Genomic DNA, 21,429 nt, shown 5'->3' with positions numbered 1-21,429 from the left:
CCATGCCGGGATGGTGCACAGCAATAAAATTCAGGCGGCGCAAGACCGCCGAGGGAGGGAGTGTTGGCCGTCTGTTATTACGACTGGATCACTCACCATGCACGCCGCGCGCCTGGCAAGGTCGCGGCCATCGACCTCGCGAGCGAGCGCCGATTGAGCTATGCGGGGTGTCCAAATCTCGCGCCTCCTCATTCTTCCGCCCACGCAGCTTCGACAAGAAATTCGCTGCCGTTTGATCAAAAGCGTCCGTCTCGCGGGCGCTTTTTATTTTGAAGTGCCTGCTCCATCCCACAAGAAACCCAGCAAGAAACCCAAGGAATTTCCATGAAGAACAAGAAACTCTCCCTGCTCGCCGCGGCGGCGGCCGTGACGTTGCTTTCGGCCCAAGCCGCCAACGCACAAAAGGCCTACGACACCGGCGTTACCGACACCGAGATCAAGATCGGCAATGTCGAGGCCTATTCCGGCCCGGCGTCCGCCTACGGCATCATCGGCAAGACCGAAGAAGCCTATTTCAAGATGATCAATGACCAGGGCGGCATCAACGGTCGCAAGATCAACTTCATCTCTTACGACGACGGCTATTCGCCGCCGAAGACGGTGGAGCAGGTCCGCAAGCTGATCGAGAGCGACGAGGTCTTCCTGGTGTTCAACGCACTGGGCACGCCGACCCAGACCGCCGTGCAGAAGTACCACAATGCCAAGAAGGTGCCGCAGCTCTTCCTCGCCACCGGCGCCAGCAAATGGAACGACCCGAAGAACTTCCCCTGGACCATGGGCTTCCAGCCCAGCTACCGGGTCGAAGCGCGGATCTTCGCGAAATACATCCTGAAGGAAAAGCCGGACGCGAAGGTCGCCATCTTCTACGCCAACGACGATTTCGGCAAAGACTATCTTGCCGGCATCAAGGACGTGTTCGGCGACAAGGCCTCGAAGCTGATCGTGGCGGAGGAAAGCTACGAGACGTCGGAGCCGTCGATCGACGCCCATATCGTCAAGCTCAAGGACACCGGCGCCGATGTCTTCGTCAACGTTTCAACTCCGAAATTCGCGGCGCAGGCGATCAAGAAGATCGCCGAGCTCAACTGGAAGCCGATGCATCTGATGACCGACGTCTCGGTGTCGATCGGCGCGGTGATGAAGCCGGCCGGGCTCGAGGCGTCCGAAGGCGTGCTCTCGGCCGGCTACCTCAAGGACGCGTCGGATCCGCAATGGAAGGACGATGCCGGCATGAAGAAGTTCATGGCCTTCATCGAGAAGTACATGCCTGGCGCTAACATTTCCGACGCCAATCTGGTCTATGGTTACGCCGCGGCCCAGACCATGGTGCAGGTGCTGAAGCAGGCGGGTGACAATCTCACGCGCGAGAACGTGATGAAGCAGGCCGCCAGCCTGAAGGATTTTACGCCCGATACGCTGATCCCGGGGATCACGATCAACACCTCGGCCACCGACTTCGCGCCGATCGAGCAGCTCAAGATGTGGCGGTTCAAGAACGGCCAGTGGGAGCTGTTCGGCCCCATCATCAGCGCCGAGCCGAGCGGCTAGCTCGGACGGGATGCCAGGACGCGCGAGATAGCGGCCGCAAGGCCGCTATTTCTTTTGCTCCGCCTGCAAAGGCGCACTGACGGGCAGGAACAGCGCAAAAGACTCGTCGACCGTGCGACGCAGATGATCGCGATAGAGCGGATGATTGGCATCATCGGGCCCGACCCGTCCCCAAGACGGCTTTGCCACGTTTCTGAGCGGCACGTAGGCGATCGGCGCCGCAACGGGCGTGAGCTGCGACCCGGGACCGGCGCGCAGGGTCGAGATGATGCCGTACATCTCGCCGGCCACGGTCGGCCGCGACACCGTGATGACGCGATGCTGGCCGTGCTTGTTGATGACGAGATAGATGAAGCCGGACTGGTGCGGCACCGCAACCTCTCCGGTATGCTCGTAGGCCGCATCGGTGCGCTCGCCCTCACGAAACACCAGGGAGGAGACGTTCGGCTCCCAGACGATCTCGGTGCGGTAGGCGAAGATCGCATCCTTGTCCCCGAACGAAGGCCGCAGCGTCACGAAGACGCCTTCGAGCCAGGTGACGGCGCGATGCGAATATGCGCCGAGGCTGTCGGGTGCGACATCGCTACCGGCCGTGGGCGACGGTGCAGCGGCGCTCTTGCGCAAGGAGACGCCCAGCGCCTGCTCCAGCCGGACCGTGGTGGCCAGCGTGAACGGACGGCGACCGCCGAGCGCCTTCTCCAGCGTCGACAGGCTGAGCTTGGCCTGCTCGGCCAGCGCCTGCCGCGAGATCCGTCGCCTCGCGATTTCTTCGCGGATGGTGTCCGCGACCTCGCGGCTCTGCTCGTCCGAAAGCTGCCCGTCGTTGAGTTTATCCGGCGTCTGCATCGGTAATCCTGCTCCACTGGCGTCAGTCTAGCAGGGCGGACAAGTCAGCACAAAACCGGACAGGACCGCCACCATGGCGGCCCGCTCAGGCCGGCCGCGGCGGAACATTGCCGATCATTCTGCTCGCGCCATCAGGCCCTTCCGACCGATGCTCAGGCCGTCAAACAGCTTTCGGGAGCAGGCGAAATGGACACTTACGACACGATCGACAGCGACGAACACCCGGACGAGCACCTTTGGCTGGATAGGCTGATCAAGGTCGGTCTGTTTCTGCTGGCGCAAAGCATTGCCGTGCTCCTGGTCAGTTTCGTCGCCCTGCTGGTGAGCTTCGAAACCTCGTGGTCGGCGACGACGCAGCAGGCCAGCCTGCTCCAGCCCGGCGATGCCAGGTCCGGCACCCTCCTCCTGAAGAACGACAGTGGCACGACCGAAGCCGTCCGGCTCGGGATCGACGTCGACATCACGGTGTCAGGCCCGACGCTGCGCACGCGCGTCACGCAAGCTTTCCGTAACCCGACCAAGGACTGGGTCGAGGCAACCTATGTCTATCCGCTGGCGAGTGACGGCGCCGTCGACACGCTGAAGATGGTGGTCGGCGACCGCATCATCATCGGCGACATCAAGGAGCGTCAGCAGGCCCGCGTGATCTACGAGCAGGCGCGCCGCGCCGGGCAGAAGGCCGCGCTCACCGAGCAGGAGCGGCCCAATATCTTCACCAATTCGGTTGCCAATATCGGCCCGGGGGAGACCGTGCTGGTGCAGATCAAATATCAGGAGCCGGTGCATCAATCCGGCAACGAATATTCGCTGCGCCTGCCGCTTGTCGTCGGGCCGCGCTACAATCCGGCCCCGCTCGTGCAGAGCGCCGATTTCCGCAAGGACGGCACCGGCTGGGGCGCGACCACATCAGACCCGGTGCCGGACCGTGACCGAATCTCGCCGCCCGTTGTCGATCCCGCCAGGAATGCGCCGGTCAATCCGACCAGCATCAACGTGCACCTGAACGCCGGTTTCGCACTCGGCGAGGTCAAGAGCCAGCACCACAAGGTCAAGATCGAGAGCCCGGACAACGCAACGCGCGTGATCACGCTCGCCGAGGGCCCGGTGCCCGCCGACCGCGACTTCGAACTGACCTGGAAGCCGGCCGCCCAACAGGCGCCGTCGGTCGGCCTGTTCCGTGAGCATGTCGGCAATGCCGACTACCTGCTCGCCTTCGTCACGCCGCCGGCCGCCGAGCAAGCCACGCAGAAGCCGTTGCCGCGCGAAGTCGTGTTCGTGATCGACAATTCCGGTTCGATGGGCGGCACCTCGATCGAGCAGGCCAAGGCAAGCCTGCTCTATGCGCTCGGCCGCCTCCAACCGAACGACCGCTTCAACGTGATCCGTTTCGACGACACCATGGACGTGTTGTTTCCGACCTCCGTTCCCGCAGATAACGCGCATCTCGGCGAAGCGACCTCGTTCGTCAGCGCATTGCAGGCTCGCGGCGGCACCGAGATGGTGCCGGCGATGCGTGCGGCGCTGACCGACAAGCTCGGCGACACCAACATGGTCCGGCAGATCGTGTTCCTGACCGACGGGGCGATCGGCAACGAGCAGCAATTGTTCGAGACCATCACCGCGATGCGCGGCCGCTCACGCATCTTCATGGTCGGCATCGGCTCCGCGCCCAACACCTATCTGATGACGCGCGCCGCCGAGCTCGGCCGCGGTGCCTTCACCCATATCGGCTCCGTCGAGCAGGTCGAGGAGCGCATGCGCGGCCTGTTCGCCAAGCTCGAGAATCCTGCCGTGACCGGCCTCACCGCAAGGTTCTCCGAGGCAAAGGTCGACGTCACGCCCGCGATCATTCCCGATGTCTATCGCGACGAGCCGCTGGTGCTGGCGGCGAAGCTGGACAAGCTCGCGGGCTCACTGGAGATCAAGGGTCGTGTCGGCGACCGCCCGTGGTCGGTGACGCTGCCGCTGCAGAACGCCGCTCAGGGCAAGGGCCTGTCCAAGCTCTGGGCGAGGCGCAAGATCGGCGACGCCGAGGTGGCGCGGACGCTCCGCGAGATGACGCCGGAGGATACCGACAAGACCATCCTTGCGCTGGCGCTCGACCATCAGATCGTCACGCGGCTGACCAGTCTCGTCGCGGTCGACAAGACCCCCAGCCGTCCCGAAGGCGCGCCGCTCAAGCTCAGCGAGCTGCCGATCAACCTGCCGGCCGGCTGGGATTTCGAAAAAGTGTTCGGCGAACGGCCGCAGCTGACGCCGACGCAACTGCGCGAACGCCGCGCCGATGCGGGCCAGCCCGCGGCAAGGCGGCCGGCTCCCGTCACACCAGACGCGATCCGCCTGCCCAAGACCAGCACCTCGGCCGAGCTCAAGATGATGGCAGGACTGGTCATGATTGCGCTCGCCCTGATCCTGTTCGTGTTCAACCGGCGTCGGACCTTGCTCACTGACGCCGCTTGAGAGAGGAGCACCCCGAACTCCTCTTGCTTGGCGCGCGCGGCTGCCCGTCCCGAAACCAACGGCCGCGCGCGCCTTTTTTTCCTGTCATTGCGAGGAGCGAGACGACGAAGCAATCCAGACTGCCACCAGGGAGACAGCCTGGATTGCTTCGCTCCGCTCGCAATGACGAGGAAGATTGCCATGTCCCGCTTCATTTCGCCTCTGGTCGTCGCGCTCTTTGGAATGATCCTGTTCGGCGACGGCGCCTATATCCACGCCAAAGCCTGGCTCGCGCAGGTACTGCTGGAGCGCGCGTTCGAGCGGAGCGTGGCGACCGGCGAGACGGTCAAGCCGTGGTCATGGGCCGACACCTGGCCGGTCGCCCGGATCGAGGTGAAGCGGATCGGCGCAAGCGCTATCGTGCTGGAGGGCACGAGCGGTCAGGCGCTTGCTTTCGGACCCGCCCATCTCGAGCGGACGGCCGCTCCAGGCGAACGCGGCGTTGCCGTATATGCCGCACATCGCGACACACATTTCCGCTTCCTGCGGAATGTTTCGGTCGGTGACGTCATCGAGATCACGCGCCGCGACGGCAAACATTTCCTCTATCGCGCGGATTCCTCGGCTGTGGTCCGTTTCGATGCAACCGGCATCGATCCCGCGACACGGGATTTTGAACTGGTGCTCTCGACCTGTTGGCCGTTTGACGCCGTCACATCAGGTCCCGAGCGCTACATCCTGCATGGCGTTCTGATTGGAGAGAATCAATAAGAGCGACACATCGCTCATTCCATCTTGCGGCATACCAGTTGGTTGCCACTGAGGAGAACTCGCCATAGAACAGAGGAACGCGCCGTCAAGAAGAACAACAGGTGAGGTCACGCCATGGAAGCTCAGGTCTCTGCTGCATCGGTTCCTGCCCGTCCGTGGTCGCCTTCACCCGATGCCAGCGACATCGTCAAGCGCATCCATGCCATGCTGCATCCCCGCAACATCGTGCTGGTGGGCGCGACCGACAAGCCCGGCAATTACGCCGAGCGCATCTGGAACAATCTGGTCAAATACGGCTACGAGGGCGGGCTCTATCCTGTCAATGCCAAGCGCGACACGATCTGGGGCGTGCCGTGCTACAAGGATTTTGCGAGCCTTCCCGAAAAGCCTGATCACGTGTTGGTGCTGGTGCCCGCGCGCTTTGCCGTACAGGTGATCCGCGACGCCGCTGCCGCCGGGGCGCGATCGGCCACCATTGTCACCTCCGGCTTCAGCGAATTGCAGGACGAGGAGAGCCAGAAGCTGGCCGCAGAGCTGCAGAAGGCGGTGCGCGAGACGGGACTCGCCGTCACCGGCCCGAATTGTCTCGGCAATTTGAGCGCCGGCGAAAAGCTCTTCACAAACATCGACGACCGCATCGTCACCATGGAACAGGGCGCGGTGGCGATCGCCGGCCAATCCGGCGCCATCGTGATGGCGATCCGGCAAGCGCTGGAGGATCGTGGCGTGGGCGTCGGCTACATGGTGACGACAGGCAACGAGACCGGGCTCGAGACGCCGGACCTGATGCGCTATTTCGCCGAGGATCCCAGCATCAGGGTGATCGTGGTCTATCTCGAAGGCGTGCGCAACACCAAGGCGTTTCGCGACGCCTGCAAGGCGGCGCGTGCGGCGAGCAAACCGGTGATCGCGCTCAAGCTCGGATCATCGGAAGGCGGCCGCGCCGCGGCGATGGCGCACACCGGCGCGCTGGCAGGCTCGATCGAGACGTTCGATGCCATCGCGACCCGCGAAGGCGTCATCCGCGTCAGCGGGCTCGACGAACTGATCGAGACCACCGAATGCTTCGTCCACGCCACCGTGCCCAAGGGCGACCGGCTCGCGGCGGTGACGCTGTCCGGCGGCAAGCGCGGCATGCTGATCGACGCCTTCTATGCACAAGGCCTGAACTTCGCTCCGCTGAGCCCGCATGTCAGCAGCGAGCTGGCCAACATGCTCGGACCGGGCTCGATCGTCGGCAATCCGCTCGACGCCGGCTTTGCCGCGGTGGTCGATCCCTCCGTCTACATGAAGTCGATCAAGCTGATGATCGACGATCCCGATATCGACATCGTCATCATCGATTCCGAGTTGCCCAAAGCGCCGCACGAGCAGCGCGAGCGCAATTTGCGGATGGTCAACGAGATGGCGAGGCGGGCCTCGAAACCCGTGATCTACATCAGCGCGATGTCGATCGGCTTTACCGAATTCACCAAGGGCCTGCGCAAGTCGCTGCCGCATCTGGCGGTGATGCAGGGCATGGACCGTGCCGTGACGGCCATCAAATCGCTGCTCGCCTATGCGAAGCTGCGGAAGGAGGTACCCGACATCGTCTCGAGCTCCAAGCCAGCCGCGCGCGCGGTGCTGGAGAAGGCGCTGAAATCGGCGAGCGGCGCCGCGCTCGACGAGGTCGCCTCGAAGAAACTGCTGAAGGCCTATGGCATCCCGATTTCGAAGGAGGGAATCGCGCAGACGGCGGCAGAAGCCGTGAAGATCGCCAAGCAGATCGGCTTTCCCGTGGTGGCCAAGGTCGTCAGCGCCGAAATCCTGCACAAATCCGATATCGGCGGCGTGGTGCTGAACCTCACCACCGCTGCCGAGGTGAAGAAGGCCTTTGCCGACATCACCGCGCGGGTGGCCAGGTTGAAGGGCAAGCCGAAGCTCGACGGCATCCTGATCGCACAGCAGGTGAAGGCCGACCTCGAGCTCGTGGTCGGCGCCTCGCTCGATGCCGAGATGGGGCCGGTCGTGCTGTTCGGCACCGGCGGCGTCGATATCGAGCTGATGAAGGACGTGGCGCTATCAGGCGCGCCGCTGGACGAGGCCGAGGCGCGGCTGCTGATCGGCCGCACCAAGGCGGGTATCAAGATGCGCGGCTATCGCGGCAAGCCGGCGTTGCACGAGATCTCCGCCGTGAAGGCGCTGGTCGGGCTCTCCAATCTGATCGCGGATGCCGGCGACCGGATCGCCTCGATCGACGTCAATCCGTTCCTGATCAACACCAAGACCGGTGTCGCCGTCGACGCACTGATCGTGTTGAACAGTGCTGCGGCAAAACGCGCGGCCAAGCATTGATGTCGTCTAGGGCGGATTAGCGCAGCGTAACCCGCCAATTTGCACGAATGCCGGCGTCAAGCGGCGGGTTACGCTTCGCTAACCCGCCCTACGTACCATTACTGCCTCCTTCCAACTTTCAGGCATTGACCGTAAACTCGACCTTATGGCACGCGCGAGCAATCTGGTGATTGGAACGACGACGCTGACGGTGATCGCCGTCGCGTTCGGCGGCGTGCTCGGCATGCAGAAATGGCGCACCATCCAGAGCCGCAGCCAGTTGCGCGTCGTGTTCGAAGGCGGCTCGGCGAGCGGCCTGCGCCGCGGCGGCCCGGTCAATTTCGACGGCGTTCCCGCCGGCCAGATCCTGTCGATCAAGCTGGAGAATCCGCGCAAGGTCGTGACGCTGGTGTTGCTCGACAACACCGCGCCGATCCGCAAGGACACGGTGGCCGGCATCGAGTTCCAGGGGCTCACCGGTGTCGCCGCGGTCTCGCTGATCGGCGGCGCTCCGTCCGCACCCCCGGTGCCGCTGGACTCGGACGGCATTCCCGTGCTCACCGCCGATCTCAGCGACGCCGAATCCATCGTCGATACGCTGCATAGCGTCGATCGCTCGATCGTCAGCAACGCGCCGGCAATCAAGGAGGGCCTCCGCACGTTCGAAGACTACACCGCCAGCCTCAGGGGCAAGGGCGAGGAGATCGACACGGTGATGCTCAAGGTCGACAATGCGTTTGCGGGTTTCGACAAGGCGGTCACGAAAATCGAGGGCGTGGTGCCCGGCTTCATCGACGGCAAGACCGACGAGCTGTTCGAGAAGGTGAAGGCGCTGCACGAGCTCGCCGACACCATGAAGAAGAAATCGGCGAGCTTCCTCGAGGACACCCGCCGCTCCCTGCTCGACGTCAGCGAAGCCGCCAACAAGATGAGCGGAATACCAACGCCCGTGGCCGCCCCTCGCCCGCCACGCAAGCCGCCGCACCCCAAGCGGTAGAATTTACCAGGTGTAGCGCACGACGCCCTTGCCGGCGTAGGAGCGCGTGACGTTCGAGAATTCGCCCTCGAAGGTTGCCGCGGCGGACCAGCCGTTCATCCAGTTCATTTGCACCGAAGCGGTCGTGAGCGCGGAATCGCGCGCCAGCGCGGCGCCGTTCACGACGAAGGCAGAGCCCGGCAGCGCCTGAAACACCGCACCGACCGTGCGATTCGGATTGAAATCATGCGCCCAGGCCGCGCGACCGCGCAGCGTCACCACGCCGCCGGCCGCGGCAAAGGATTTGTCGGCGCGCAAGCCGAGCTCGGTCCGGGTGCTGGTCACGTCCTTGGCGGCATAGTTGAGCGCGAACGTGTTGTTGCCGACCACGGCGAATTCCTGATAGCTCGGCAGGCTGAACAACGTGGCCTGCAGCGCGGCATAGGGTGTCAGCCCGATCCACGGCGTTGCCTGGCGATAACCGCCTTCGATACGTCCCGAGACGGCGTTGGCGTTGAACTGGGCACGCAGCTGATCGGTGCCGGCCGCCGTGACGATGCGGTTGGTGGTGACATCCTGCCAGCCGTAGGCCAGCGCGGCCGTGAGGTAAGCGGGCCCGGCGTTGTGACGAACGAAGGCGCCGGCCTGGAACAGGTCGGAGTGGCCCCAGCCGAGACCATTGACGCCGAAACCGGTGGCGCCGCCGGCGAGCGCAAAGCCTGCGACTGTCGAGGGCGAGAAGCGATAGTCCAGACCGACCGCCGTGCCGTAGACGCTGCTGGTGGTGGTGCTCGAGCCGAGTGCCGCCTGGCCGTCGGTGGTCTGCGAACCGCCGAAGCCAGCCGCCCAGACGTCCCAACGCTGCTCGAAGGTCGGCGGCGCCGCCTTGCGATCAATCGAGGCAAACGCGTCGCTGGGCCGCCTGGCGGAGGCGGCGTAGGCATTCGCGCGGGTCTCGTCGGCGTAAGGGGCCGCACCCGGAGGACCGCTGCGCCCTGCGCCGAACACATCGGTCAACAGGCTCATGAACAGGTTCATCGCGTTGAATGTGGTCTGCTGCGATCCCGTTGCCGATTCACCCGAGGCCTGCGACAGGCCGGCGGGACCGAGGCCCGCGAACTCAGCCGGCAGGACGCCATTGGCGTTGAAAAAGTTCTGAAGCGTCGTCGCCACGTTCTGCTGGTTGACGTTGAGCGCGTATTTCGCACCATAGTCCAGCGTGAAATCGAGAAAGACCTGGCTCGAGCCGACGCTCGTCGTGCCGATCAGTCCGCCCGGCGCGGCAACGCCGGCAAAATTTCCGGTGGCGATGCCCGAGAAGTCCATGATCGCGTAGTGCTTCATCACCATGCTGCCGGCAGACAGCGAAATACCGACCGTCCCGTTCAGCGCGACATTGCCGCTGACGAGCGCGTGACTGGTGCTGGAGCCGCTGCCGACCTGCACGGCATAGACCGAGCCGGGCTGAAAGCTGAGATCGCCCTGAACCCGCATGCTTGAGCCCGGACTACCGTTACCCGGGGCGTAAATGCCGCCATTGGTGATGACAGTGTTGCCGACTATGCCGGCGCCATAGAGCGCAGCGCCCGCATTCACCGTGGTCAGGCTCGACTGCGAGATGCTGCCATCCACGCGCAGGCTGCCGCCATTGATGGTCGTCGTGCCGGTGTAGGTATTCGTGCCGGAGAGAACCAGCGTTCCGGTGCCGACCTTCTCGAGAGAGCCAGGCCCCGGGCCACAGCCGCAGGAATCGGCGATGACGCCGCTCACTTCGGTCGACAGATTGTTGCTGCCGACCACAAGCGTATTACCGATACCGATCACGTAGGTGCCGGAGCCTGCAATCGATCCGGCGCTCACGCGCCCGTCGCCGTTCGGACCGGTGCTGCCGGAAAAATCGACAATGCCGGTCCCATTCGTGATGAATTGCGCGTTGCCGCCCGTTGCGGCAACGAAAAACTGCGTCGTGCCGCCGTTGAGTGTCGTGATGGTGGCGTTTCCGGCGGTCGCGTTGCCGCCAAAGACCGTCGAGCCACCCGATCTATTGGTGATGCTGGCGTCGGCCGCCGTGGTTGAATCGCTGAAGATCGTCACGGCGCCCGTGCGGTTGGTGATCTTGGCGCTGCCCGCGCTGCTGTGTTCGAGAAATTCGATTCCGCCGCCGCTCTCGTTGGTGATCGTTGCAGATCCTGCCGTGGTCCGCGCAAAGAAGATCGTAGCTCCCGTCTTGTTCAAAATCGTCGCGTTGGCGGCCGTTGCGGTGTCGGTTCCGCGAAACGTGCCGAAGAACGTTTCGCCACCGTTGATGTTGGTGATCGTGATCGAGCTTGCGCCCGTGCTATTGAGGAAGGTGGTGGTGGCCGGGCCGAAGCTGCTGCCGTCATTCCGGATCGTGGATATCCCTGACGTGTTGGCATTGACGACGTTGAAATAGCCTTCGTTGACGACCGATCCAGTAAGGCCAGCGGTATGGGTGAGATCACCGAGTTGCAGCGTCGCGCACGAGCATATGGTGACAGAGACGGCATTCGTTCCCGTCAGAGCGAGCGTGCCGGAACCGAATAGGGACATCCCGCCGCCGCCGACGATGTTTGAGGCAATCACCGCCGAGGGAGCCGACGTGCCGGTGACGTCGCCCACATTGATGATCGTCCCGCCCACCGCCAGCCTGAGGTCCCCACCCTGGATTGTATAAATCGAATGATCGCCGGTGTTGGTGAACGTCAGGGCGCCGGTAAGCTGGACGCCGGTTGGCGCGACCGTCACCGTACCGCCGGTGGCCGGTGTCGATGTGGCGGAGGCGCCAAACACTGTGCTGGTCGCCACGGATGGATCGTAGACCGAACTCGTCGTCCCGGGATCGTTCGTCCAGTTCGTCGTGGTCGTTTCCCAAACGCCGCCTCCGCCGTTGACGGCGCCGTTGGGCGTGGTCTGCGATCCGTTGAAGAATTGCTGCGCGGCTGCGGGGCTCGTCGTCGCGGCCACGCTCAAGGCAAAGCCAAGCCAGACGGCCGCGCGAACCGCGGCGACGATCCGGCGCGGGCAATTCTGCCCCCTCAATGGCACCCCAGCCCGCAACGCTTGCCCCCTGACCCTTGGCGCTCCTAGCGGCGCCAGCCCCGGAACCTAGATCATGGGAATGGTCAGTAGAACTACGGGCGGCCCAGAATCCGCCCGTAAGGCTGCAACTCAGGCAGATTCGACACACGTTGTTGCAACCGCGCCACGTTTTGACACGTTCGGCTCTCAATCGGCGCATGCGACGGTGCGTCAGAATGGCCGATCGTGTGTACGGCCATTCACACCGGAAGCATACGCCCACGCCCTCGCCATGACGATTGAGAGATGATCGGGCGGCCGGAAGCCGTTACCCGTACACAAACGCCGCGTCATCGAGATCGGTCCTCGGGATCTCGTCCTTCTCGGTCCAATAATCCTGACTGTGCTGCCATTCCGGCTTGTCGCCGCGCTTGGGCAAGAGGTCCATGTTGCGCATGATGTAGCCGGGGTTGAAGTTCTCCGGATCGATCCAGGGCAGGATCGGCATGTTGTGATCTTCAGGCCGCAGCTTGACCTCGACCTTCTTTGCGCCTTTCGCCTTCATGTGGCCGAGCAGGCGGCAGACGAAATCCGCAACAAGGTCGACGCGAAGCGTCCAGCTCGCACGGAAATAGCCGAACACCCAGACCATGTTCGGCACGCCCGTGAACATCATGCCGCGATAGGTGACGGTGTCGCCGAACGCGAGCGGATTGCCGTCGATCTCGAAGGCGATATCGCCGAGCGCAGAGAGATTGAAGCCGGTCGCGGTGACGATGACATCGGCCTCGAGCAGCTTGCCGGATTTGAGCTGAATACCGTTCTCGACAAAGCACTCGATCTCGTCGGTGACCACGGAGGCCTTGCCGCTGGCGATGCCCTTGAACAGATCGGCATCAGGCACGAAGGCGATGCGCTGGCGCCACGGCCGATAGCTCGGCGTAAAGTGCTTTTCGACATCGTAGTCCGGACCGAGCACGGCACTGATCTGGCCGATCAGCTCCTTCTTCACCTGCTCGGGCTTGGAAAGGCAGAGCTTCGTGAACGCATCCTGCTCGAACAGGATCTTGCGGCGGACGATCTCGTGGATCCAGGCTTCATCCACCTGAAGCCGGCGCAGTTCCTCCGCGATCTCGATGGCGTTACGCCCCAGCCTGAAATAGGTCGGCGAGCGCTGCAGCATGGTGACATGCGCGCAGTCGTCGGCGATGTTCGGCACCAGCGTCGCCGCTGTCGCGCCCGAGCCGATTACGACGACCTTCTTGCCCTTGAGATCGAGATCGTCGGGCCAGGTCTGCGGATGGACGATACGCCCCTTGAAGCGGTCCATACCCTTCCATTCCGGCGTGTAGCCTTCCGAATGGCGATAATAGCCCTGGCACATCCAGAGGAAGTTGGCGCTGAACGTCTTGGTCTCGCCGGTGTCCGTCGTCACGGCCTCGATGGTCCAGAGATTCTGCTCGCTCGACCAGCTCGCCGAGACGATCTTGTGCTTGTACCGGATGTGGCGAGCGATATCGTTGTCGTCGATCACTTCGTTCATGTAGGCGAGGATTTCCTCGGCGGTTGCGATCGGCGGCCCGACCCAAGGCTTGAAGCTGTACCCGAAGGTATGGAGATCGCTGTCCGAGCGAATGCCGGGATAGCGATGCGTGCTCCAGGTGCCGCCGAACGTCGCCTGCGTTTCCAGGATGACATAGCTCGTGCCCGGGAGCTGCTTTTCGAGGTGATAGGCGCTGCCGATGCCGGAGATGCCGGCGCCGACGATCAGCACGTCGAAATGTTCAGAAGCCTGTTTGGCCGTGGCGTGACTGCGAACAGCGACATTCATTGTTGTTTCTGTGCCTTGTCTTGTTCAGGCCGCCTTGATGGCGACGCGTTTCCTCCGCGACGGTCATGTTCGCCCGCCGCGCTTCCCTCGCAAAATGACATAGATCAACTCGCGATCAAACTATAACGCCGCGCCCCAGCTCCGCGCGGTCTGCAAGAGCCAGTCACGGTACAGCGTGAGCGGCGTAACCCCGGTCAATCCGCCGCAGCCGGCAGCGCCATTCGGCCCGGTGGACCAGCTGATCACGCCGACAAGCACCGCGCCGTTCGATCTGTCCTCGAACACGGGGCCGCCGGAATCGCCGGTGCAGGCGCCGATTCCGTCGCGAATACCGTTGGTTACGGGATCAACCAGGCGGATCTGGAAGGTGCCGGGCTGTCCGGTGGCGACGAGACCGGCAACCCGCGTGGCGCCGCCGCTCTTGCCATCGCCGCGCACGGTGACGCCGATACCGGCGATGGTGAAACGGCTGCCGACCCGGATCGGAATAGTTGGCGCGCCGACCGGCACGGTCGATTTTCCCTTGAGTGGAATTTGAAGTTGCAGCAATGCCACGTCGGCCGTGGCGCGATGTGCCTGCATCGCTTGCATGTTGAAGCCCGGATGGATCGCGACGGTGCGCACGTTCAGCAATTGCGGCTGACCATCGGCGCCGCGATCGACGATCTTGTAGTCGGCGCCGGGCTGCACGCAGTGAGCGACCGTCAGCACGATTTGCGGGGCGATCAGAGTGCCGCTGCAGAAATTGCCGCGCGAGCCCACGATGGTGACGACCGCGCGCGCGACGCCCTCCGTCTGAGGTGTACCGCCGCCGACGATGGCATGAGCGGGCACGGCAGGCAGCAGGGCTGCTGCGATGAGAAAAACGAACTTCTTCATGGGAACACGCTTCTATCGTCGGCCGGACTGGCCCTTGCGGATAGCGCATGCTAGCCCTCTTGGGAAGGAATTGACGAGGGCAGGACATTGGCGATCGAGGCTGTGATCTTTGATTTTGGCGGCGTGTTGACGAGCTCACCATTCGAAGCGTTTGCGCGATTCGAAACCGAGCGTGGTCTGCCCGTCGACATCATCAGGCGCACCAACGCGGCCAATCACCTGGAAAATGCCTGGGCCAAGTTCGAGCGCGCCGAAGTCGATATCGAGACGTTCGACCAGCTGTTCGCAGCGGAGTCGCTCGCGCTCGGCGCCGAAGTGCGCGGACGCGACGTGCTGCCGTTGCTCCAGGGCGACCTGCGCCCCGAGATGGTCGCCGCGCTGAAGCGCATCAAGGCAGAGTTCAAGACCGGCTGCATCACCAACAACCTTCCGGCCAATGCCATCGGCAGCATGACCGGGCGCTCGCTCTATGTCGCCGAGGTAATGGTGCTGTTCGATCACGTCATCGAATCCGCCAAGATCGGCCTGCGCAAGCCGGACCCACGCATTTACCAGCTGATGGTCGAGACGCTGAAGGTCGATCCGAAGAACTGCGTCTATCTCGACGATCTCGGCGTCAACCTGAAGCCTGCGCGGGACATGGGCATGACCACGATCAAGGTCACGACCGGCACGCAGGCGATCGCCGACCTCGAGGCGGCGACCGGGTTGAAGCTGGCATAGTCTATCACCCTCGTCATTGCGAGCGCAGATCAATCGCCCGATTACCTAGCTACTCCGCCGCGGCAGCGATCCGCTCGGGAAACGCGGCCGCCAGCGAGGCACGGTCGGGCTTCAGGACGCCGCGCTCGGTGATGAGGCCAGTCACGAGGCGCGCCGGCGTGACGTCGAAGGCATAATTCGCGACCGGTGAGCCCTCCGGCACGATGCGCACCGTCTCCAACCGTCCATCCGCGGTGCGGCCGGTCATGTCCGTGACCTCGGCGCCGCTACGCTGCTCGATCGGAATATCGCGAATGCCGTCGTCAACCGCGAAGTCGATCGTGGGCGACGGCAGCGCGACATAGAACGGCACGCCATTGTCGTGCGCGGCGAGCGCTTTCAGATAGGTGCCGATCTTGTTGCAGACGTCGCCATTGGCGGCGACGCGGTCGGTGCCGACGATGGCGAGATCGACCATGCCATGCTGCATCAGGTGCCCGCCGGTATTGTCAGGAATTACGGTGTGCGCCACGCCATGATGGCCGAGTTCCCAGGCGGTCAGCGAGGCGCCCTGATTGCGCGGACGCGTCTCGTCGACCCAGACATGGATCTTGATGCCGCGCTCATGCGCAAGATAAATCGGCGCGGTTGCGGTGCCCCAATCGACGGTGGCAAGCCACCCGGCATTGCAATGGGTCAGCACGTTGACCGTCTCGCCCGGCTTCTTCCTGGCCACGATCGCCTCGATCAGCGCAAAGCCGTTGGCGGCGATGCCGCGATTGATTTCGACGTCCTGCTCGACGATCTCGTCGGCGCGGGCGTAGGCCGCTTCGGCCCGTTCAACCGGATCGATCGGCGCAAGCGCCGCACGCATCTCCTCCAGCGCCCATTTCAGATTGATCGCGGTCGGCCGCGCCACGATCAGCGTGTCGTAAGCGCGCTTCAGGCCGGCGTCGGACGGGTCCGCACGCATCGCCAGCGCCATGCCGTAGGCCGCGGTCGCGCCGATGAGCGGTGCGCCGCGTACCAGCATGTCGCGGATCGCCACGGCGGCGTCTTGGCACGAGGTCAACTTCGCAATGATGAACTCATGCGGCAACCGGCGCTGGTCGATCGCGCCGACCGACCAGCCGTCGCGTTCGCGCCAGATGCTGCGAAAATGGTTGCCGTCGACCTTCATGGCGGTCTGCCTTTTCGTTCTTCTTGCGTCTCAACCGCGCAAAATGCGCCCGGCCACCGCATCGAGCTTCTTCAGAAGCTCGGGATCGCGCGCCTCGGGCGCGGTGATCAGCGCGGTATCCAGCGCACGGTCCGAACCGATCGGGCACGGCTCGTGTTCCCGTGGAAAATCCTTCGCCAGCCGCGCAACCAGCGCCTTGGCCTTGTCGGCGTTCGAGGTGAGCACACGGATGATGTCCTGCACCGTGACCGCGTCGTGATCCGGATGCCAGCAATCGAAATCCGTCACCATCGCGACGGTCGCGTAGCAAATCTCGGCCTCGCGGGCGAGCTTGGCCTCGGGCATGTTGGTCATGCCGATCACGGAATAGCCCAGCGTCTTGTACGTCATGCTCTCCGCATAGGTGGAGAATTGCGGTCCCTCCATGCAGACATAGGTGCCGCCGCGCGCGATCGCGATCCCTTCGGCCTCGGCCGCCGCCGCCAGATGAATCCGCAGCCGCGGCGAGACCGGATGCGCCATCGAGACATGGGCGACGCAGCCTCTGCCGAAGAACGAGCTCTCGCGCTTGTGAGTGCGGTCGACGAACTGATCGACGAGAACGAAGGTGCCGGGCGGCAGCTCCTCCTTGAAGGAACCGCAGGCCGAGAGCGAGATCAGGTCGGTGACGCCGGCGCGCTTCAGCACATCGATATTGGCGCGATAGTTGATGTCGGAGGGTGACAGCCGATGCCCCTTGTCATGGCGCGGCAGGAACACGATCGGCAGACCTGCAATGGTGCCTCTCCGCACGGGCGCCGACGGCTCCCCCCAGGGGCTCCTGATCACCTCTTCGTGCGCGCCTTCGAGACCCGGCAAATCATAGATGCCGGAGCCACCGATGATGCCCAATACCGCCTGCGTCATACCTGCTTCACCCTGTCCGCCACGTGCGACATGGTTAAGCTATGCCAGTTTTGCGGCAGTTTTGGAACGGGGACGGGGGCTTGCCGGGAGGCAGCGGCGACCTGGCTAAGCCGCCTTCGCCAGCTTCAGCTGGGTCGCGACCATGCGTTCCAGGGTCTCGACGGACTGGAAATTCTCCGGCGTGATCTCCGACTGCGGAATGGTGAAGTCGAACTCGGCCTCGACGCCCAGCATCAGATTGACCATGTCCATCGAGGTCAGGCCGACATCGACGAGCTTGGCCTGCGGCGCGACATCGGCGGCAAGCGAATTCTGCTCGAGGATGCCCTTCACCAGCTTGGTGATGCGATGACGCAAATCGGTATCGAAGGCCTGCATCGGCAAATTCCCATCTGTCTTTAAAAGGTCGGGCCGGTCGCCGGGTACGATGGGGACGACGGGCCGATCCCGCAATGCCTGCCAGCATTACATCGCGTTTCTTAGTAAACGATGACTCAGATTGTCTGGAATTACGGCATCTTCCAGAACCCTAACGCGATCGCCGAAATTCGGGCCATGCAAACAACCGCACCTTAACTGTTCGTTCGAAATTGCGGTTCGTTTACCCTCTATTTCATCGACGAATTTGAATTAAATCCGTAGCCTCGTCTCACAAGCAAAGATGGCCGGAGGATCGCTGACGCGCATCGCGAATGATGCCGACGATCTTGAACGGCAAACCGGAGGCGGACGAGTATGAACGTGCGTGAAGCAGTCCCCACTGTCGACGAAACACCGACGAGCCTGCTCGAGCAGGGCCCTTCCCTCATCGAGCGTACCGCCCGAACCGCCAGCGTGGCTGCGGCCGATGCCGATGGCGTCGATCGCGATGCCCGCTTCCCGCACAAGGCCTTCGAGACCGCGCGTGAGCAGAAGCTGCTCGGCGTCATGATCCCGGTCGAGTTCGGCGGCTTTGGCGCCTCGATCTACGACGTCACCGACATCTGCTACACGCTCGGGCGCGCCTGCGCCTCGACGGCCATGATCTACGCGATGCACCAGACCAAGGTCGCCTGCATCATCAGGCACGGCCACGGCATTCCCTGGATGGAAACCATGATGCGCCGGGTCGCCCGCGACCAATGGCTGCTCGCCTCCTCCACCACCGAAGGCCAGAGCGGCGGCAACATCCGCGCCAGCGCCGCAGCCGTCGACCACGCCGGCGACACCATCTCGCTGCTGCGCGACGCCACGGTGATCTCCTACGGCGCCGAAGCCGATGGCCTCGTCACCATCGCCCGCCGCGCCACCGAGGCCGCGGCCTCTGACCAGGTGCTCCTTGCGCTCGCCAAGGACGATTATTCGCTGAAGCAGACCCTGGGCTGGGAAACGCTCGGCATGCGCGGCACCTGCTCGACCGGTTTCGAGCTCAGGGTCGACTGTCCGGCTGACCGCGTCTTCCCGGAATCCTACGACAAGATCCACGCCCAGACCATGACGCCCTTCGCGCATCTGTGCTGGTCATCGGCCTGGGCCGGCATCGCCGCCGCAGCGGTGACGCGCGCGCAGGCCTTCATCCGCAAGGCTGCACGCTCTTCCGGTGGACAGATGCCGCCGGCCGCCGCGCATTTCACCGCCGCGAAGATGTCGCTGGCGAAACTTCGCGCGCTGATCTCAGCCAATCTCGACGCCTTCGCCCATGCTGAACATGACGAGCGCGCGCTCGGCTCGCTGGACTTCCAGTCCTCGATCACGCTGTTGAAGGTGCAGGCCTCCGAGCTCGCGGTCGAGACAGTGATGCATGCGATGCGCACTGCGGGCCTGTCCGGCTATCGCAACGACGGCGAGTTCACCATGGGCCGCCACCTGCGCGACGTGTTGTCGTCGCCGATCATGATCAACAACGATCGTATTCTGGCCAATGCCGCCACGTCGACGCTGATGAGCGGTGTGCCGGCGAGCCTTCGTGACTAAACCAACAAAAAGCAAATTTGAGATAGCAGGACATCGACCATGAACATTGCCGTCCTCCCGGATTCGCCCGAGACTGCCCCGCAAATCGCCGATCCGCTCGATCATCTCGCCGACAAACTATTCCACCGCATGGGCTCGGACGGCGTCTACGCCCGCACCGCGCTGTATGAAGGTGTGGTGGAGAAGCTCGCCGCGCTGATCACCAGCCATCGCGAATCCGGCACGGAAGCGCTGCGCTTCCCGCCGGTGATGAGCCGGGCCCAGCTGGAAAAGTCCGGCTACCTCAAGAGCTTTCCGAACCTGCTCGGCTGCGTCTGCGGGCTGCACGGCACCGAACGCGAGATCAACGCCGCGGTGAGCCGCTTCGATGCCGGCGGCGATTGGACCACGTCGCTGTCGCCGGCCGACCTCGTGTTGTCGCCCGCGGCCTGCTATCCCGTCTATCCGATCGCGGCGAGCCGCGGGCCCTTGCCGAAGGGCGGCCTGCGCTTCGACGTCGCCGCCGACTGCTTCCGCCGCGAGCCGTCGAAGCATCTCGATCGCCTGCAATCGTTCCGGATGCGCGAATATGTCTGCATCGGCACGCCCGACGACGTCGCCGATTTCCGCGAGCGCTGGATGGTGCGCGCGCAGGCGATCGCCCGCGATCTCGGCCTGACCTTCCGGGTCGATTATGCCAGCGATCCCTTCTTCGGCCGCGTCGGCCAGATGAAGGCGGTGAGCCAGAAACAGCAGCAGCTCAAGTTCGAGCTCCTGATCCCGCTGCGCTCCGAAGAGCAGCCGACCGCCTGCATGAGCTTCAACTATCACCGCGAGCATTTCGGCACGACCTGGGGCATCCAGGACGCCAATGGCGAGCCTGCTCACACTGGCTGCGTTGCCTTCGGCATGGATCGGCTGGCGGTCGCGATGTTCCACACCCACGGCACCGATCTCTCCGCCTGGCCCGCCAAGGTGCGGGACATCATGGGCATGCCGCCGCACGTAGCGACTGAGGCCCACGGCGAAGGCTGGCGCTAGAGCGTGATCCGGAGAAGCGTGAAGCTGTTTTCCGGATCGATCATGCTGAAACGATAGACTTCAAGAGGCCGACCATTTCCACGGGCAAGACGAGCGTGATCCACACCAAGGTCCGATGTCGCGAGATCACCGAGTCCGATGTTGACGCCATCGCGGACTTGCTGACGCGCGGCTTCGTCGGCCGATCGCGCAATTACTGGATCCAGGGCCTGCGCCGGCAGGCCTTCCGGCCCGTGCCGGAGGGCTATCCGCGTTTCGGCTATATGCTCGACAATGACGGCGAACCGGTCGGCGTGCTGCTGCTGATCTACACCACACGCAAGGATGGGGAGGAGATCGCCATCCAGTGCAATCTGTCGAGCTGGTATGTCGAGCCGGCCTACCGCAACTACGCGCCGCTGCTGACCAAGATCGCGCAACGGCACAAGCACGTCACCTATCTCAACATCAGCCCGGCGGTATGGACCTGGCCAATCATCGAGACGCAGGGCTTTCGCGCCTATTGCCACGGCCTGTTCTTTTCGGTGCCGGCACTGTCCCGCGCGCCGCGCTGGAGCAAGATCGAAGTCATTTCTCCGCACGCCAAGCAGATCGAGGGCCTGTCCGAGGCCGAGACGGAGTTGCTGACGCGGCACGCACGCTACAATTGCCTCAGCCTGGTGTGCCGCACGCCGAAAGGCGTCTTCCCCTTCATCCTGCAACCGGTGCGCATCCGCCGCGGCTTCATCGCACCGCCCGCAATGCAGCTGATCTATTGCCGCAGCGCCGCCGAATACGCCGCCTGCGCCGGCCGCATCGGCCGGCTGCTGCTGCGGCTCGGCAAGATCTCGGTGATCGTCGATTCCAACGAACCCATCCCCGGCCTTGTCGGTATTTATACCGAGCGACGCGGGCGCAAATATTTCAAGGGCCCGCACCGTCCACGACTGGCTGATCTCACCGATACGGAACTCGTGCTGTACGGGCCATAGGCGTTCGGCTTCGCTATCGCCTTGCGGTCAGGCTGTTTGCACGCTCGCTCTGCAT

Annotated in this window: 16 protein-coding genes; 9 read left to right on the top strand and 7 right to left on the bottom strand. The window is 63.8% G+C overall.

Going from position 1 to position 21,429, the window contains the following annotated elements; genetic code table 11:
* The first annotated feature begins 324 nt into the window (after positions 1-324).
* A complete protein-coding gene (locus IF809_RS04355) occupies positions 325-1,548 on the top strand; it encodes an ABC transporter substrate-binding protein (protein WP_462836924.1) in 1,224 nt (407 codons plus the stop codon).
* Between the two features lie 45 nt (positions 1,549-1,593).
* Here the strand turns inward: IF809_RS04355 and IF809_RS04350 are convergent, their stop codons facing one another.
* Entirely contained in the window at positions 1,594-2,394 is an 801-nt protein-coding gene (locus IF809_RS04350; RefSeq protein WP_128968980.1) for a helix-turn-helix domain-containing protein, read from the bottom strand.
* A gap of 186 nt (positions 2,395-2,580) precedes the next feature.
* On the opposite strand from IF809_RS04350, the gene IF809_RS04345 reads away from it, so the two are divergent.
* From IF809_RS04345 to IF809_RS04330, 4 genes are all read left to right on the top strand, one after another.
* Positions 2,581-4,854: a marine proteobacterial sortase target protein gene (locus tag IF809_RS04345; RefSeq protein ID WP_462836923.1), complete on the top strand. Its 2,274-nt coding sequence runs from the start codon at positions 2,581-2,583 to the stop codon at positions 4,852-4,854.
* 180 nt (positions 4,855-5,034) lie between these two features.
* Positions 5,035-5,604 carry a class GN sortase gene (locus tag IF809_RS04340; RefSeq protein ID WP_462836922.1) on the top strand — a complete coding sequence of 190 codons (570 nt, stop codon included), beginning with the start codon at positions 5,035-5,037 and terminating at the stop codon, positions 5,602-5,604.
* A 114-nt stretch (positions 5,605-5,718) separates the two neighbouring features.
* Positions 5,719-7,938 carry an acetate--CoA ligase family protein gene (locus IF809_RS04335; protein ID WP_462836921.1) on the top strand — a complete coding sequence of 740 codons (2,220 nt, stop codon included), beginning with the start codon at positions 5,719-5,721 and terminating at the stop codon, positions 7,936-7,938.
* Between the two features lie 145 nt (positions 7,939-8,083).
* Positions 8,084-8,914 (top strand): MlaD family protein, encoded by an 831-nt coding sequence (locus IF809_RS04330; protein ID WP_462836920.1) that lies wholly within the window; start codon positions 8,084-8,086, stop codon positions 8,912-8,914.
* Positions 8,915-8,917: 3 nt separating this feature from the next.
* Here the strand turns inward: IF809_RS04330 and IF809_RS04325 are convergent, their stop codons facing one another.
* The 3 genes from IF809_RS04325 to IF809_RS04315 all read right to left on the bottom strand — a co-directional run bounded on the left by IF809_RS04325 (position 8,918) and on the right by IF809_RS04315 (position 14,642).
* Positions 8,918-11,953, bottom strand: a complete 3,036-nt coding sequence (locus IF809_RS04325) for an autotransporter outer membrane beta-barrel domain-containing protein (protein WP_462836919.1) — start codon at positions 11,951-11,953, stop codon at positions 8,918-8,920.
* Between the two features lie 307 nt (positions 11,954-12,260).
* Positions 12,261-13,763: a flavin-containing monooxygenase gene (locus IF809_RS04320; RefSeq protein WP_128968985.1), complete on the bottom strand. Its 1,503-nt coding sequence runs from the start codon at positions 13,761-13,763 to the stop codon at positions 12,261-12,263.
* Positions 13,764-13,883: 120 nt separating this feature from the next.
* The gene (locus IF809_RS04315; protein WP_462836918.1) at positions 13,884-14,642 is read right to left on the bottom strand and encodes a S1 family peptidase; all 759 of its coding nucleotides are present in this window, start codon (positions 14,640-14,642) and stop codon (positions 13,884-13,886) included.
* A gap of 87 nt (positions 14,643-14,729) precedes the next feature.
* Between IF809_RS04315 and IF809_RS04310 the strand changes: the two genes are divergently transcribed.
* The gene (locus IF809_RS04310) at positions 14,730-15,365 is read left to right on the top strand and encodes an HAD-IA family hydrolase (protein ID WP_164938948.1); all 636 of its coding nucleotides are present in this window, start codon (positions 14,730-14,732) and stop codon (positions 15,363-15,365) included.
* A gap of 49 nt (positions 15,366-15,414) precedes the next feature.
* On the opposite strand, the gene mtnA is transcribed toward IF809_RS04310, so the two are convergent.
* The 3 genes from mtnA to IF809_RS04295 form a co-directional block, all read right to left on the bottom strand.
* Positions 15,415-16,524 (bottom strand): S-methyl-5-thioribose-1-phosphate isomerase, encoded by a 1,110-nt coding sequence (gene mtnA / locus IF809_RS04305; RefSeq protein ID WP_462836917.1) that lies wholly within the window; start codon positions 16,522-16,524, stop codon positions 15,415-15,417.
* A 30-nt stretch (positions 16,525-16,554) separates the two neighbouring features.
* On the bottom strand, positions 16,555-17,430 hold the full coding sequence (locus IF809_RS04300; RefSeq protein ID WP_128968989.1) for an S-methyl-5'-thioadenosine phosphorylase: 876 nt from the start codon (positions 17,428-17,430) through the stop codon (positions 16,555-16,557).
* A gap of 105 nt (positions 17,431-17,535) precedes the next feature.
* Positions 17,536-17,808 (bottom strand): phosphopantetheine-binding protein, encoded by a 273-nt coding sequence (locus IF809_RS04295; RefSeq protein WP_453981036.1) that lies wholly within the window; start codon positions 17,806-17,808, stop codon positions 17,536-17,538.
* 357 nt (positions 17,809-18,165) lie between these two features.
* Between IF809_RS04295 and IF809_RS04290 the strand changes: the two genes are divergently transcribed.
* The 3 genes from IF809_RS04290 (at position 18,166) to IF809_RS04280 (ending at position 21,374) form a co-directional block, all read left to right on the top strand.
* A complete protein-coding gene (locus tag IF809_RS04290) occupies positions 18,166-19,383 on the top strand; it encodes an acyl-CoA dehydrogenase family protein (protein ID WP_462836916.1) in 1,218 nt (405 codons plus the stop codon).
* 39 nt (positions 19,384-19,422) lie between these two features.
* Positions 19,423-20,403 carry an amino acid--[acyl-carrier-protein] ligase gene (locus tag IF809_RS04285; RefSeq protein ID WP_128968992.1) on the top strand — a complete coding sequence of 327 codons (981 nt, stop codon included), beginning with the start codon at positions 19,423-19,425 and terminating at the stop codon, positions 20,401-20,403.
* Between the two features lie 95 nt (positions 20,404-20,498).
* Complete coding sequence (locus IF809_RS04280; RefSeq protein ID WP_462836915.1) at positions 20,499-21,374, top strand: acyl-CoA acyltransferase; 876 nt, start codon at positions 20,499-20,501, stop codon at positions 21,372-21,374.
* Positions 21,375-21,429: the final 55 nt, after the last annotated feature.

Source organism: Bradyrhizobium sp. UFLA06-24 (genome assembly GCF_054967145.1).
This window is presented reverse-complemented; position numbering and strand designations above follow the sequence as displayed.